General features: G+C 33.8%; 13 protein-coding genes. All 13 read left to right on the top strand.

Annotated elements, in window-relative coordinates:
• Positions 1-111: 111 nt before the first annotated feature.
• The 13 genes from H3T80_RS07055 to lon all read left to right on the top strand — a co-directional run bounded on the left by H3T80_RS07055 (position 112) and on the right by lon (position 15,252).
• The gene (locus tag H3T80_RS07055; protein WP_198200962.1) at positions 112-1,221 is read left to right on the top strand and encodes a hypothetical protein; all 1,110 of its coding nucleotides are present in this window, start codon (positions 112-114) and stop codon (positions 1,219-1,221) included.
• Between the two features lie 177 nt (positions 1,222-1,398).
• Positions 1,399-1,605 carry a YheU family protein gene (locus tag H3T80_RS07050; RefSeq protein WP_198200960.1) on the top strand — a complete coding sequence of 69 codons (207 nt, stop codon included), beginning with the start codon at positions 1,399-1,401 and terminating at the stop codon, positions 1,603-1,605.
• 84 nt (positions 1,606-1,689) lie between these two features.
• Entirely contained in the window at positions 1,690-2,322 is a 633-nt protein-coding gene (crp, locus tag H3T80_RS07045) for a cAMP-activated global transcriptional regulator CRP (protein ID WP_034903327.1), read from the top strand.
• Between the two features lie 46 nt (positions 2,323-2,368).
• On the top strand, positions 2,369-3,094 hold the full coding sequence (locus H3T80_RS07040; RefSeq protein WP_198200958.1) for an isoprenyl transferase: 726 nt from the start codon (positions 2,369-2,371) through the stop codon (positions 3,092-3,094).
• Complete coding sequence (locus tag H3T80_RS07035; RefSeq protein ID WP_198200956.1) at positions 3,094-3,936, top strand: phosphatidate cytidylyltransferase; 843 nt, start codon at positions 3,094-3,096, stop codon at positions 3,934-3,936. Before H3T80_RS07040 ends, H3T80_RS07035 begins: the two co-directional genes overlap by 1 nt.
• A gap of 13 nt (positions 3,937-3,949) precedes the next feature.
• Entirely contained in the window at positions 3,950-5,272 is a 1,323-nt protein-coding gene (gene rseP, locus H3T80_RS07030) for an RIP metalloprotease RseP (protein WP_198200954.1), read from the top strand.
• 25 nt (positions 5,273-5,297) lie between these two features.
• On the top strand, positions 5,298-7,721 hold the full coding sequence (gene bamA / locus H3T80_RS07025; RefSeq protein ID WP_198200952.1) for an outer membrane protein assembly factor BamA: 2,424 nt from the start codon (positions 5,298-5,300) through the stop codon (positions 7,719-7,721).
• A gap of 39 nt (positions 7,722-7,760) precedes the next feature.
• A complete protein-coding gene (locus H3T80_RS07020) occupies positions 7,761-8,249 on the top strand; it encodes an OmpH family outer membrane protein (protein WP_198200950.1) in 489 nt (162 codons plus the stop codon).
• On the top strand, positions 8,249-9,277 hold the full coding sequence (gene lpxD, locus H3T80_RS07015; protein ID WP_198200948.1) for a UDP-3-O-(3-hydroxymyristoyl)glucosamine N-acyltransferase: 1,029 nt from the start codon (positions 8,249-8,251) through the stop codon (positions 9,275-9,277). The genes H3T80_RS07020 and lpxD overlap by 1 nt, the downstream gene beginning before the upstream one ends.
• A gap of 108 nt (positions 9,278-9,385) precedes the next feature.
• Complete coding sequence (tig, locus tag H3T80_RS07010) at positions 9,386-10,687, top strand: trigger factor (RefSeq protein WP_198200946.1); 1,302 nt, start codon at positions 9,386-9,388, stop codon at positions 10,685-10,687.
• 92 nt (positions 10,688-10,779) lie between these two features.
• Complete coding sequence (clpP, locus tag H3T80_RS07005) at positions 10,780-11,382, top strand: ATP-dependent Clp endopeptidase proteolytic subunit ClpP (RefSeq protein WP_294882269.1); 603 nt, start codon at positions 10,780-10,782, stop codon at positions 11,380-11,382.
• Between the two features lie 20 nt (positions 11,383-11,402).
• Entirely contained in the window at positions 11,403-12,668 is a 1,266-nt protein-coding gene (gene clpX / locus H3T80_RS07000; protein WP_198200941.1) for an ATP-dependent protease ATP-binding subunit ClpX, read from the top strand.
• Between the two features lie 172 nt (positions 12,669-12,840).
• Entirely contained in the window at positions 12,841-15,252 is a 2,412-nt protein-coding gene (gene lon, locus H3T80_RS06995) for an endopeptidase La (RefSeq protein ID WP_198200940.1), read from the top strand.
• The last annotated feature ends 91 nt before the right edge of the window (positions 15,253-15,343 follow it).

Below are 15,343 nucleotides of genomic sequence, written 5' to 3'. Positions count from 1 at the left end.
AGTTTTTAATTGTCACGATTTATCGTTGATAATTTAAAAGGGAACACCAAAAAATGGTGTATTTATATAAATACAACATGTTAATTTATCAAAGAAAATAGGAAGTTAAACATGAAAAATCTAGCAATCAAAAAAGTCGCATTAGGCTTGTTCTTAGCTGGTTATGCAGCTAGTAGTGCCTATGCAGTAGATCTATCAAGAATAGCAACTAATCTAATAGAAGGTAATGCACCTGTTATTTATTCTGACCTAAATAAAAAAGAACGACAAGTGACTGTTCGTATTTCTGCAGACGAAGCAGGTTCAACAGCTACAGGTCATGATAAAAAAGCACAAGTTGGTGATTATATTCACGTCTTTTATGAATTAAGAGATTTGGATGGCGATCTAGATGAAACTGGTGCCGTAAAAGATACATTAAAAGTATGGATTAATGATGGTACGAATTGGAAAAAGATAACCAACCTTCTTGATATTAGATATGCCAATGATGGTGAAAAAGGTCACTTATATTTTGAAATCACTGAAGATATGGCTGGTGCTGTGAAAGTTGGTTTACAACTTCAAGAGAAAACTACATTTGGTAACCCAAATACAAACCAATGGTTAGACATTGCTGATATTTGGGGTGATAATGAACCGGGAATAAAACCAGATCTTGGTGACGATGAAAAACCAGGTGACGATACTGGTCCAGGTGATTCAGATCCTGATAACCCAGTAGGACCAATCATTTCTGAAAAAACTACAAAAATTGGTATTTTCAAATATAATACAGATGGTTCACTTGATATGACTATAAATTTAGCTAGTTTGTCAAGACCAGCAAGCATTACAAATGATGATGAGTGGGCTCAAAAATCAACACCACGCTACGGAGATCGCTTAGCTGCTGTTGTTTGGCAAAAAGTGAGCGGTGACACTAGTGATACTGCTGCACCAGGTGCTAACGATAGAATAACAACAGATTTATATACATTCACATGGAATCTATCAGGCCCTTCTAACGACACTACTGGTAATGTAGCATCTTCAGCAGAAGTTACTGCAGGTGTTTATACTGTAGTTGGTAATAATACTAATGATTCAATTGCTTTAGGTGCGGTTAACGCAGCAGGAGGCAACGTTGCTTTAACAGGAGCAAAACATAACTCAGTATATAGTATCGCAGGTACTAAAGCTGGTATTCAAGGCTTCAGACTTAAAGTTACAGCAAACTAATTATTCATTAGTTATGAAATTGATAAAAACCACTCTTTTGGGTGGTTTTTTTTTGATTAAATAAACTTAATTTAAGCTCAATGGCTAAAAGTTTTAGTCAATATAATATTTTATTGTGCACTTCTTAGCATGAAATTGATACAATAAACTGAAATAGCCCAATAGATAACTACAATCATGATTATTCCTTGGCAAACACTTGACCCTCAAACATTAAATAATCTTATTGAATCTTTTGTATTAAGAGAAGGTACTGATTATGGTGCACAAGAAAAAACGCTTTCTGATAAAGTCAATGATGTGAAACTTCATTTACTTAATGGAACTGCCGCAATTTTTTGGTCTGAATTACATGAAACAATTGATATCAAAATTATAAAATAATGATTAAAATCGTTTTATTGAGTATATGATTTATTGTGTAACTTTGTTATAGTGTTATCGTAGTAATTGAATGGAGAGGACGGAATAATGATTGGTAAACAGCAATCAGATACAACATTAGAATGGTTTTTATCTCATTGCCATATTCATAAATATCCAGCTAAAAGTACCCTTATTCATCAAGGAGAAAAAGCCGAAACTCTCTATTATATTTTGAAAGGATCTGTTGCTGTATTAATTAAGGATGATGAAGGTAATGAAATGATTTTGTCTTATCTAAATCAAAATCAATTTCTAGGTGAATTAGGTCTTTTCGAAGAGGGCACGGAGCGTAGTGCTTGGGTTAAAGCGAAAACAAGTTGTGAAGTGGCTGAAATTTCCTATAAAAAATTTAAACAGCTTGTACAAGTTAATCCCGATATTTTAATGCGACTCGCTAGCCAAATGGCAAGTCGATTACAAGTGACATCAGAAAAAGTGAGCAACTTAGCTTTTTTAGATGTTGCTGGACGAATTGCACAAACCTTATTGAACTTAACTAAACAGCCAGATGCAATGACTCATCCGGATGGTATGCAAATTAAAATTACTCGTCAGGAAATTGGACAAATAGTTGGTTGTTCACGTGAAACGGTAGGCAGAATTTTAAAAATGCTTGAAGACCAACATTTGATTTCGGCACATGGCAAAACAATTGTGGTTTATGGTACCCGTTGATTATCGAAGTTGTGATTAAAATGATTGAGATATTACGAGATATTAAATGACACAACAAAGATATATTCCAAATCATGTCGCTATTATAATGGATGGTAATGGTCGTTGGGCTCAGCAACGTAATCAATTAAGGGCGATTGGTCATCGAGCGGGTTTAAAAGCGGTTCGTAAAATTGTCACTCATGCCGCAAAAATAAATATTAAAGTATTGACTTTATATGCTTTTAGTAGTGAAAATTGGAAACGACCCTCTAATGAGGTTTCAGCGTTAATATCACTTTTTATTTATGCTTTAAATCGTGAAATCAAAAATTTAAATAAACATAACGTTCGTTTAAATATTATTGGCGATATATCAAAGTTTCATGAACATCTCCAAAAACTGATTATTGATGCCCAATACTTAACACAAAATAATACTGGCCTTGTTCTCAATATTGCGGCTAATTATGGTGGTCGCTGGGATATTGTACAATCAGCGCAGAAAATGGCAACTGAGGTTTTGCAAGGAAAAATAAAAATTGAAGATATTAATGAGGATAGCTTTGCTTCAACTATTTGCATGAGTGATTTGCCTGAAGTTGAATTAGTTATTCGTACTGGTGGAGAGTATCGAATGAGTAACTTTTTATTATGGCAAAGTGCCTATGCAGAACTCTATTTTACTGACACACTTTGGCCTGACTTTAACTCAATATCCTTCGATGAAGCGATAAGCGTATTTAATACTAGAGAACGACGTTTCGGCGGTGTTCAAAATGAGGAACTTTAATGTTAATTCACCGTATTCTAACAGCACTAATACTTATTCCGCTGGTAATTTTTGCTTTATTTTTTGCGCCATTATCAATATTTTCTTATCTAATCATTGTTGTTTGTGGAATGGCAGCATGGGAATGGACTAATTTTCTCGCTATCACTAAACCATTAAATAAAATTATTTTTGCATTTTCTGTTGTAATGTTATTAAGTTTAGTTTACCTAATTCCAAATACAGAATTAATAAAATACAGATTATTCAATTATATAATTTGTTTATCGATTATTTGGTGGTTAGCTGCATTATTGCTGGTTATTAGTTATCCAAAATCAGCAAAATACTGGTCTAACTCTATAGTTATTAAGTTGTTATTTGCTTTATTTACTCTGTTTCCTTTCTTTATCGGTATGATTGAGCTACGATCAATTAATTATACATTAAATACTTATACTGGTGCTGTTTGGTTGCTATATGTATTTGTGTTAGTATGGGCTACAGATACTGGTGCATATTTTGTTGGAAGAGCGTTAGGTAAACGAAAATTAGCAGCAAAAGTATCGCCCGGTAAAACGATAGAAGGCTTTTTAGGTGGGGTTGGTTCTGCTATTTTAATTAGTACGTTTGTTTATTTAACTGGTTATTTTCAATTGAGTTTCACTACCTTTATATTGAGTTCTTTATTGGCTATTTTGGTTTCAGTATTAGGCGATTTGACTGAAAGTATGTTTAAAAGAGAAGCGGGTATTAAAGATAGTGGTAATTTAATACCTGGGCATGGTGGCATTTTAGATCGGATTGATAGTTTAACTGCGGCAATTCCAATGTTTGCGGCACTATCTTTACATTTACTTTAAAAGGTTATTGATTTTGCTCTGGTCACTGTTGTTATTTATTATTACTATCAGTATATTAGTCACCGTACATGAGTTCGGACATTTTTATGTGGCTAGATTATGCAGGGTTCATGTTGAATGTTTTTCGATAGGTTTTGGTAAAAAAATATGGTCACATAAGTTTTCAAGTGGAACTGAATTAGTTATTGCTATTATTCCTCTAGGTGGCTATGTTAGAATGCTCGATAGTCGAGCAGGGCAATTAGCTCCCGATTTTGAAAAACTTGCTTATGATAAAAAGAAACTATGGCAAAGAGCCGCAATTATTTTTGCGGGTCCATTTGCTAATTTTGTTTTAGCTGTGCTTATCTATTGGATTATTTTTTTGATGGGAGTCATTGAGTATCCAGTTAAAGTAAAAAATGTCATACCATTAACTCCGGCTGCAACTTTGAGTATCCCAGCTGATTCTGAGTTAAAAATGATAGATAATGCAAAAATTGATAGTTGGAATGATGTAAATATTGCATTATTAACTGCTTTAGGTAATCAAAATATTAAAGTAACCTATATAGATAGTTTAAATGGCGATAAAAAAAACAAAGAAGTGACTAAAAATGTTAATATTAGTCATTGGTATTTTGATATAGAGAAAGATTCTGCTATAACCGCATTTGGTTTTATACCTAAACAGTTGGAAATTTATCCAATTGTGAGTAAAATTGTGAAAGATTCAGCTGCTGAACAAGCTGGTTTGCAAGTTGGTGATAAAATTATTAGTTATAATGATCAGTTATATACAAATTGGAATGATTTTACTAATACAATAAAAAGAGCCGAAATTATGGTGTTGAAAGTGGATCGTAATGGTAAAAATATCAATATGACTCTAACACCCAAAATAAATCAAAATGGAGAGGGTGTTGCAGGGTTTTATCCTACATCTGATTCAGTAATTAAGCAGTATAGTTTTTTAAATGGATTTGACAAGGCGATGGAACAAACTATATTAACAACAAAGTTAACTGTTCGATCTCTTTATCAATTAGTAACAGGTGTTATTGGTCTTAAGCATTTATCAGGACCAATAACTATAGCAAAAAGCGCAGGGCAAACAGCAAGTTATGGTTTTACTCCTTACTTATATTTTCTTGCCTTTATTAGTATAAGCTTAGGTGTAATCAATCTTGTTCCATTACCAATGTTAGATGGGGGGCAGTTGCTTTTTTTATTCTTTGAAAGAATAAAAGGAAATGCCTTATCAAATAAAGCACAAGAGCGTTTTTTTCGTGTCGGATTTGTTTTATTAATGGTAATAATGGGAATTGCACTATTTAATGATATTTTACGATTGTAATGGGATGAGGTTATAAATATATACGATGAAAATAAATAACTTACTTATAGCATCTTTGCTGTTTAGTACTACAGCAGTATATAGTTCCAATGCATTTTGTGTTGATGATTTTGTAGTTAAAGATATCAAGTTTGAAGGTCTGCAGCGAGTAACTGTTGGCGCTGCCATGCTTGAAATGCCAATCCAAGTTGGTGATTATGTAAATGAATCTGACTTAGGGCGTATTATTAAATCTCTCTACTCAAGTGGTAATTTCGATGACATCACGGTATCAAGAGATGGGGATAGGCTGATTGTTCATGTGCAAGAGCGTCCTACTATTGCCAGTATTACTTTTTCCGGTAATAAATCTGTTAAAGATGATATGTTGAAAAAGAATTTAGATAGTACAGGTATCCGAGAAGGTGATGCATTAGATCGCACAATGCTCTCAGGTATTGAAAAAGGTTTAGAGGACTTTTATTACAGTGTAGGCAAATATAATGCTCAAATTAAAGCTGTAGTTACGCCATTGTCTCGTAATCGTGTTGATCTAAAATTAGTTATTGCTGAAGGCAAATCTGCGTTAATTGATCAAATCAATATCGTTGGTGCAAAAGCTTTTTCATCAGAAGAACTGATTTCTCGTTTTACATTACGTGACGAAGTTCCATGGTGGAATATGCTAGGTGACCGTAAATATCAAAAACAAAAATTAGCATCTGACTTAGATGAATTGCAAAGTTTTTATCTAAATCGAGGTTATGCACGTTTTAACATTGAATCTACACAAGTTAGTTTAACTCCAGATAAAAAAGGTATCTATGTAACTATTAATATCCATGAAGGTGAACAATATAAATTATCTGGTTTAGATTTTAAAGGTAACTTTGCTGGTCATAAAGAGGCAATAACCAAAATAGCCAAAGAAAAACTAACTGTTGGTGACCTTTATAGTGGTAGCAAAATTACTGATATTGAGGATAATGTAAAACGCTTATTAGCTAATTTTGGTTATGCTTACCCACAAGTATCTATTCAACCAGAAATGGATGATGCATCACATACTGTTAAATTGATAGTATTAGTTGATGTTGGTCAACGTTTCTACGTCCGTAATATTAAGATTGTCGGAAATACAATTACTAGTGAAAGTGTCGTTCGTCGTGAACTTCGTCAAATGGAAGGTTCATGGTTAAGTAATGGCTTGGTCGAACTTGGAAAAGATCGTTTAAATCGACTTGGATTTTTTGATTCGGTAGAAGCGAACACCGAACGTGTTCCTGGTGTAGATGATCAGGTTGATATCATCTATAAAGTTTCCGAACGAAATACAGGTAGTATTAAATTTGGTGTTGGTGTTGGCTCTGATAGTGGTGTTAGTTTTAATGCTGGTATTTCACAAGATAACTGGTTAGGTACTGGTAATAGTGTTTCTTTTGATATTAATACTACTAGCAATGATAAAACAGCATCAATATCGATTGTTGATCCATATTTTACGGTTGATGGTGTCAGTTTAGGTGGTAGTGTTTATTATAATACTTATAAAACTGATAGCGATGATGATGAGTCAGAATATTCAAGTAAAACTTGGGGCGCTACAGCTAATTTAGGTTTCCCAATAAGTGAAAATAATTTTCTTCGTTTTGGCGCAGAATTTGCTAACCATCAATTAACTGATATGCAGGCGCAGTATAATATGTGGCGCTATTTTGAATCAATGGGTGAAAATATGAAAAATAAAGATAAATCTTTTTCATATGATACCAACGATTTGTTGCTAAATGCTTATTGGACATATAATTCATTAGACCGCGGATACTTTCCAACTGATGGTTTAAAAGTGACTGCAAATTTAAAAGCAACAGCGCCAGTATTTGACAACCGATACTATAAAATGGTTACTGATGCATCTTATTACTATCCAATTGATGGAGATCATAATTGGGTGTTCTTAGCTCGTGGTCGATTAGGATATGGTGGTGGATTTGGTGGTAAAGAGTTACCATTTTATGAAAACTTCTATGCAGGTGGTTCAACCGTTTTACGTGGTTTTAAGTCGAATACTGTTGGACCTAAAGCGGTATATTTTAACAAAAATGGTTGTCGAACTCTAAATGATACATCGGGATGTGAAAAATCTAAAGATGCTATCGGGGGGAATGCTCTAGCATTTGCCAGCACAGAATTGGTTGTCCCTACTCCATTTGCCAGTGAAAAATATGCCGATAGTATTAGAACATCAGTATTTTTTGATGCCGGTACTGTTTGGGATACCGAATGGGATCTAAAAGGAAAAAATATTCCTGATTATAGTTCCCCATCGGATATTAGAATGTCAGCTGGTCTTGCTGTTCAATGGATGTCTCCATTAGGTCCATTGGTATTTTCTTACGCACAACCACTTAAGAAATATAATGGTGATTCAGCACAACAATTTCAATTTAATATAGGTTCAACATGGTAATACCAAGTTGTGAATAACTAAAATATATAGGTGAATAAAGTGAAAAAAATTATATCTGTTCTTGGTCTTAGTGTTGCATTACTTTTTACTGGTGTAGCAAATGCTGAAATTAAAATTGGTGTTATTGATGTTATGTCCGTGTTACAACAAATGCCACAACGAGAAACGGTTGGAAAAGCTTTAGATAAAGAATTCGAAGCGAGAGCGAAAACATTACAACAAGAAGAGAAGAAAGCTAATGAAGCGGCAGCTCGTTTAAAGAAAGATGGTTTAACTTTATCGTCTTCTGAAAAAACAAAATTGAATAAAACTATTTCTGATTTTGAAAATAAAGCAAAAGCTTTTTCAAATGATTATCGTAAACGAGAAACAGAAGAAGCCAGTAAATTATTAACTAAAATTCAAGAAGCTGTTAAAAAAATAGTTGAAGAAGAAAAATATGATTTAATATTAAAAGCAGAAGCAACTTTATCGGCTTCAGATGCAGTTGATATTACAAATAAAGTTTTGGAAAAGGTTAAAAATTAATGTTTGCTTTTCGTTTAGAGCAATTAGCTGAACAGTTGGGTGCTACTTTATACGGTGATGGTGAATTAATCATCACTGGTGTGGCATCAATGACAAGTGCAAAGCAAGGTCAAATAACTTTTTTGTCCGATAAGAAATTCCAAAATAATTTATCTAGTTGTGATGCATCTGCTGTTGTCATGACTGAAGATAGTCTTAAATATTGGAGTGGGGCAGCTTTAATCGTAAAAGATCCTTATTTATGTTATGCAAAATTAGCCCAAATTTTGGATACCACTCCTTTGCCAGCTAAAGATATTGCTGATTCAGCAGTTATCGATCCCACTGTGAAACTAGGTAATAATATTGCTATCGGTGCAAATGCCGTTATCGAAAGTGGTGTTGTTCTTGGTGATAATTGTATTATTGGTGCCGGTTGCTTTATTGGCAAGGATACAATTATCGGAGCGGGTACTAAACTATGGTCTAATATATCTATATATCATAACTGTGTTATTGGTGAAAATTGCTTAATTCAATCAGGAACTGTAATCGGCGCTGATGGGTTTGGTTATGCTAATGATAAAGGTAAATGGATAAAAATTCCTCAACTAGGCCGAGTTGTAATAGGTAATAATGTTGAAATTGGCGCATCAACTACTATAGATCGTGGTGCTCTAGATGATACTGTTATAGGCAATGGTGTCATCATTGATAATCAATGTCAAATAGCTCATAACGATATTATCGGTGATCATACCGCTGTTGCTGGGGGTGTAATCATGGCTGGAAGTTTAACTATTGGTCGTCATTGTTTAATTGGTGGTGCAAGCGTCATTAATGGACATATGGAAATTTGCGATCAAGTTACAGTAACAGGAATGGGAATGGTAATGCGTCCAATTACCGAACCTGGTGTATATTCATCGGGAATCCCATTACAACAAAATAAAGTATGGCGTAAAACAGCTTCATTAGTATTACATATTGATGAAATGAATAAACGTTTGAAAGCACTTGAGAAGAAGCAGTTAAATATCTCGACGTAGTCGATTACGGTCGGTATAATGCTTTCCTATTTTGTAAAATTAATTAGCTCAATTATTGTTTATAATATGATTATGAGCGAGTATATTTAATAATTTCGAGGTATAAAGATGCAAGTTTCGGTAGAAACAACACAAGGTTTAGGTCGTCGTTTATCAATTACTATTAAATCAGAAGATATCACTAAAGCGGTTAATAAAGAACTTTTAAATACTGCTAAGAAAGTTCGTATCGATGGTTTTCGTAAAGGCAAGGTTCCTTTAAAAATTGTTGAGCAACGCTATGGTGCTTCTATTTTACAAGATGCTTTAAGCGATTTAATGCAACGTAATTTTATCGATGCTATCATTCAAGAAAAATTAAACCCAGCTGGTGCACCAGTATATACTCCAACAGAATATAAAGATGGTGAAGATTATACTTTTACCGTTGAGTTTGAAGTTTATCCAGAAATCAAAATTAAAGATTTAGATAAAATCGAAGTTGAAAAACCAGTTGCCGAAGTTGTGGATGCAGATGTGGAAACAATGATTGAAACTTTGCGTAAACAACAAGGTTCTTGGAAAGTTGTTGAACAAGAAGCTAAAGAACAAAACCGTGTTACTCTCGACTTTTTAGGTAAAGTTGACGGTAATGAATTTGAAGGTGGTAAAGCTGATGATTTTGCTCTTGTTTTAGGACAAGGTCGTATGATTCCTGGTTTTGAAGATGCAATTATTGGTCATAAAGCTGGTGATCAATTTGATATCAATGTAACTTTCCCAGAAGATTATCATGCTGAAAACTTAAAAGGTAAGCCTGCGGTATTTGCTGCTACACTTAAGAAAGTTGAAGAGTTTGAACTTCCAGAACTTAATGAAGATGTGGTTAAAAGATTTGGTATTGCTGATGGAACTGTTGAAAGTTTACGTGCAGAAGTACGCAAAAATATGTTACGTGAACTTAATGCTACAATTCGTAATAAAATTAAATCACAAGCTATTGATGGTTTAGTTAAAAATAACGATACTGAAGTTCCTGCCGCTTTAGTTAATCGTGAAGTTGATGTGTTACGTCAACAAGCGGTTACTCGTTTTGGTGGTAATGCTAAACAAGCAATGGATCTTCCTAAAGAGTTATTTGAAGCAGAAGCTAAACGTCGCGTATTAGTTGGATTACTATTTAGTGAAATTATTGAAAGCAATAAATTACAAGCTGATGATACTAAAGTTCAATCATTGATTGATGAAATTGCAACAGCTTATGAAGATCCAAAAGAAGTAGTAGATTATTACCGTAAAGATAATAAAGCAATGGATAATATCCGTTCTGTTGCGCTAGAAGATCAAGTAGTTGATTTATTATTAGCTAGTGCTAAAGTAACAGAGAAAACCTATTCGTTTTCTGAATTAATGAATCAGCAAGTTGCATAAGCAATTTGTTATTTTATTTAATTAAAAAATTTTTTATAAAGCCCAAATAAGGATTAACTGTTTGGGCTATTTTGTTTAATTAGGAGATGAAAATGCCTTTAGAACCATGCATGAGTGTGATTCCAATGGTTGTTGAGCAAAGCTCTCGAGGAGAAAGGGCTTATGACATTTACTCACGACTATTAAAAGAAAGAATTATATTTTTGACTGGACAAGTCGAAGATAATATGGCGAATCTAATAATAGCTCAAATGCTTTTTCTTGAAGCAGAAAATCCTGAAAAAGATATTCATTTATATATTAACTCTCCTGGTGGAGTTGTAACTGCTGGTATGGCTATATATGACACGATGCAGTTTATTAAACCAGATGTTAGTACTATCTGTTTAGGACAAGCATGCTCAATGGGCTCTCTACTTTTGACAGCTGGAACTAAAGGTAAACGTTACTGTCTACCGAATGCTCGTGTTATGATTCATCAACCTTTGGGTGGTTTTCAAGGTCAAGCATCCGATATTCAAATTCATGCTCAAGAAATTTTGCAAGTTAAAAGTCGATTAAATAATATCTTGTCAATGCATACAGGGCAGGATATAAGTGTGATTGAAAAAGATACAGATCGAGATAATTTCATGTCAGCTGAAAGAGCGGTTGAATATGGATTAGTTGATGCCATATACAATAAGCGTTCTTAAATATTAAATAGGTGGTAAAAGTGGATAAAGAAAACTCAGAAAAATTACTCTATTGTACTTTTTGTGGAAAAAGTGAGCATGAAGTCCGTAAACTAATTGCTGGGCCATCATCTATTTATATTTGTAATGAATGTATTGGTTTGTGTAATGATATTTTAAAAGAAGAGAGTAAAAATTTTCTATCTCATGAAGAATTCATAAGTAAACCATTGCCAACTCCTCATGAAATACGTGATCATCTTAATGAATATGTCATTGGTCAAGAACGAGCAAAGAAAGTATTATCTGTGGCTGTTTATAATCATTATAAACGCTTGCGTAGTTATTCTATTCGTAGTGATGTAGAGTTAGGTAAAAGTAATATTTTATTAATCGGTCCAACAGGTAGTGGTAAAACACTATTAGCTGAAACATTAGCGCGCTTTTTAGATGTACCTTTTGCTATGGCAGATGCAACAACTTTAACCGAAGCAGGTTATGTTGGCGAAGATGTTGAAAATATTATTCAAAAATTACTGCAAAGTTGTGATTATGATGTAGAAAAAGCCCAACGAGGAATTATCTATGTTGATGAAATAGATAAAATCTCAAGAAAATCAGATAATCCATCTATCACACGAGATGTATCAGGTGAAGGGGTACAACAAGCATTATTAAAAATAATTGAAGGTACAGTGGCATCGGTTCCCCCTAAAGGTGGACGTAAGCATCCGCAACAAGAATTTTTACAAGTTGATACCTCGAAGATTCTTTTTATTTGTGGTGGTGCGTTTAGTGGCTTAGATAAAGTTATTGAAAATCGAGTTTCTACTAATACTGGTATTGGTTTTGGTGCAGATGTAAAAAGTAGCAAAAATAAAGCAACAGAGTCTGAATTACTAGCTCAGATTGAGGCAGAAGATTTGGTCAAATTCGGTTTAATTCCAGAATTTATTGGTAGACTACCTGTTATTGGCACTTTATCGGAACTAGATAAAGATGCTTTAATTAATATATTGACAGAGCCTAAAAATGCCTTAACTAAACAGTTTAATGCATTATTGGAATTAGATGGTGTAGAACTAGAATTCACGAAAGAGGCTTTAGAGGCAATTGCCATTAAAGCTATGAAACGTAAAACAGGTGCTAGAGGATTACGTTCAATTGTGGAAAATATATTGTTAGATACAATGTATGATTTACCATCAATGGATAATGTAAAAAAAGTACTTGTTGATAAAGAAACGGTTGATCAGTTGCAATCACCTAAATTAATTTATAGTGAAAATGCAGAATTGTCTGCTTAATAGGTAAACTAATAAATTTTTTAAGCAGATAAGTTACAGTTAATGTTCAGCAGCCTAAAATACGTAGGTGCTTTGATAGTGCTTACGTATTTAAAACGTCAAAGGAAAAGCTTGAATATCTTTAAATGGCCCCAATATAAGACAGATAAGTTTGTACTACCGAGAGAATAAAATGAAGACAAAACAAACTAAACAAATGATTATGCCTATTTTACCATTACGTGATGTTGTTGTATTTCCTCATATGGTGATTCCTCTCTTTGTTGGTCGAAATAAATCAATTCGTTGCTTAGAAAGTGCAATGGAAATGGATAAGCAAGTTTTCCTTGTTACGCAAAAGCATCCTTCCCAAGATGAACCAAATGTTGAAGATTTATATGAAGTAGGTACCGTAGCTAATGTCTTACAGTTACTTCAATTACCAGATGGTACAGTGAAAGTACTGGTTGAAGGGGTTACTCGAGCTAAAATTGTTGATATTGTTGAACGAAAAGAAGATGATTTTTTAATAGCCAATATCAAACCCTTAAAAGAGTCGAAGAAAACAGATAAGATCAATCAAGCAATGACAAGGGTACTACTGTCAAACTTTGATGATTATGCCAAACTTAATAAAAAAGTAACACAAGAAGTTGTTGATTCTATTCATCTTATAAAAGAACCATCACAACTTGCTGATTCCATTGCCGCAACCTTGTTTATAAAAGTTGAACAAAAACAAGATATTTTGGTTACGGCGGATTTAGAAAAACGTTTTGAATTACTTATTTCATTAATGGAAGCTGAAATCGATTTGTTACAAGTAGAAAAAAATATTCGTCAACGAGTCAAGCAACAAATGGAAAAGGCTCAAAAAGAGTATTATCTGAATGAGCAAATTAAAGCAATCCATAAAGAGTTAGGTGATATAGATAATAAACCTGATGAATTTGAAGAGTTAAACTTAAAAATTTCTAAGGCAAAAATGCCTCAAGAGGCCAAGGAAAAAACGCTATCCGAACTAAATAAACTTAAAATGATGCCAGCTATGTCGGCTGAAGCAACTGTGGTTCGAGGTTATATCGATTGGATGTTACAGTTACCTTGGCATAAACGTAGTAAAGTAAAAAAAGATATCCAAGCAGCACAAAAGGTATTAGATAAAGATCATTATGGGCTTGAGCGTGTAAAAGATCGAATATTGGAATATTTAGCCGTACAAGGGCGTGTTAATAAAGTAAAAGGTCCAATTTTATGCTTAGTAGGTCCTCCGGGTGTCGGTAAAACGTCATTAGGCCAATCTATTGCGAAAGCAACTGGACGACAATATGTGCGTATGGCATTAGGCGGTGTTCGTGATGAAGCAGAAATTCGTGGTCATAGAAGAACTTATATCGGATCCATGCCGGGTAAATTAATCCAACGGATGGTTAAAGTTGGGGTTAAAAATCCCCTATTTTTGTTAGATGAAATTGACAAAATGGCTTCTGATATGCGAGGTGATCCAGCTTCTGCATTGCTTGAAGTACTTGATCCAGAACAAAATAATGCATTTAATGATCATTATTTAGAAGTAGACTATGATTTATCTGACGTAATGTTTGTGGCAACGGCTAATTCCATGAATATCCCAGCCCCATTACTTGATAGAATGGAAGTCATCCGACTGTCTGGTTATACGGAAGATGAAAAATTAAATATAGCTAAGCAACATTTAATCTCTAAACAGATTGCTAACAGCGGTTTAAAAGCCAAAGAAATTGATATTGATGACTCCGCTATTATCGGTATCATTCGCTATTATACTCGTGAAGCTGGAGTGAGAAGTTTAGAAAGAGAAATAGCTAAAATTTGCCGTAAAGTGGTTAAACAACTGGCTTTAAATAGTAAATTACATAAAGTGAATATTAATCAAGATAATCTAAAAGACTTTTTGGGTGTACAACGTTTTGATTATGGCAAATCAGAAAGTGAAAATCGAATCGGTCAAGTTACTGGTTTAGCATGGACGGAAGTCGGTGGCGATTTATTGACAATTGAATCGGTAAGTGTTGTCGGGAAGGGGAAATTAACTTATACCGGCTCTCTTGGTGATGTAATGCAAGAATCGATTCAAACTGCACTGACTGTTGTTCGTTCGCGAGCAGAAAAACTTGGTATCAATAACGATTTTTATGAAAAACGTGATATACATGTGCATGTTCCTGATGGAGCTACGCCTAAAGATGGTCCAAGTGCAGGTATTGCGATGTGTACCTCGTTGGTATCAACTTTAACCGGTAATCCAGTTCGTTCTGATGTCGCGATGACCGGTGAAATAACCTTACGAGGTGAAGTATTACCAATTGGTGGATTAAAAGAAAAGTTATTAGCCGCTCATAGAGGTGGTATTAAAACAGCATTGATTCCTATTGATAATGTTAAAGATCTTGAAGATATCCCAGATAATGTGAAATCTGAAATTGAGATTACACCAGTAAAATGGATTGATGAAGTATTAACTATCGCCTTACAAAATAATCCATTTGGTATTGAGCCTATAACAGAAAAAGTGAAAAGCAAAAAAGCTAGCACAAAATCTAGTAGAACTACTAAAAAAGTATAAATGTGTTTGCTAAATTTCTGAAGTGAGATGAATAAAAAGTCAACCGTGTGTTGACTTTTTTTATCGACTTTTAATTGAATAATAGCCTATT

The sequence above is a fragment of the Gilliamella sp. W8145 genome (assembly GCF_016101145.1).
Classification (GTDB): Bacteria; Pseudomonadota; Gammaproteobacteria; order Enterobacterales; family Orbaceae; genus Gilliamella; species Gilliamella apis_A.
Note: the sequence above shows the minus strand (reverse complement) of the source record. Positions and strands in the feature narration are given on the sequence as shown.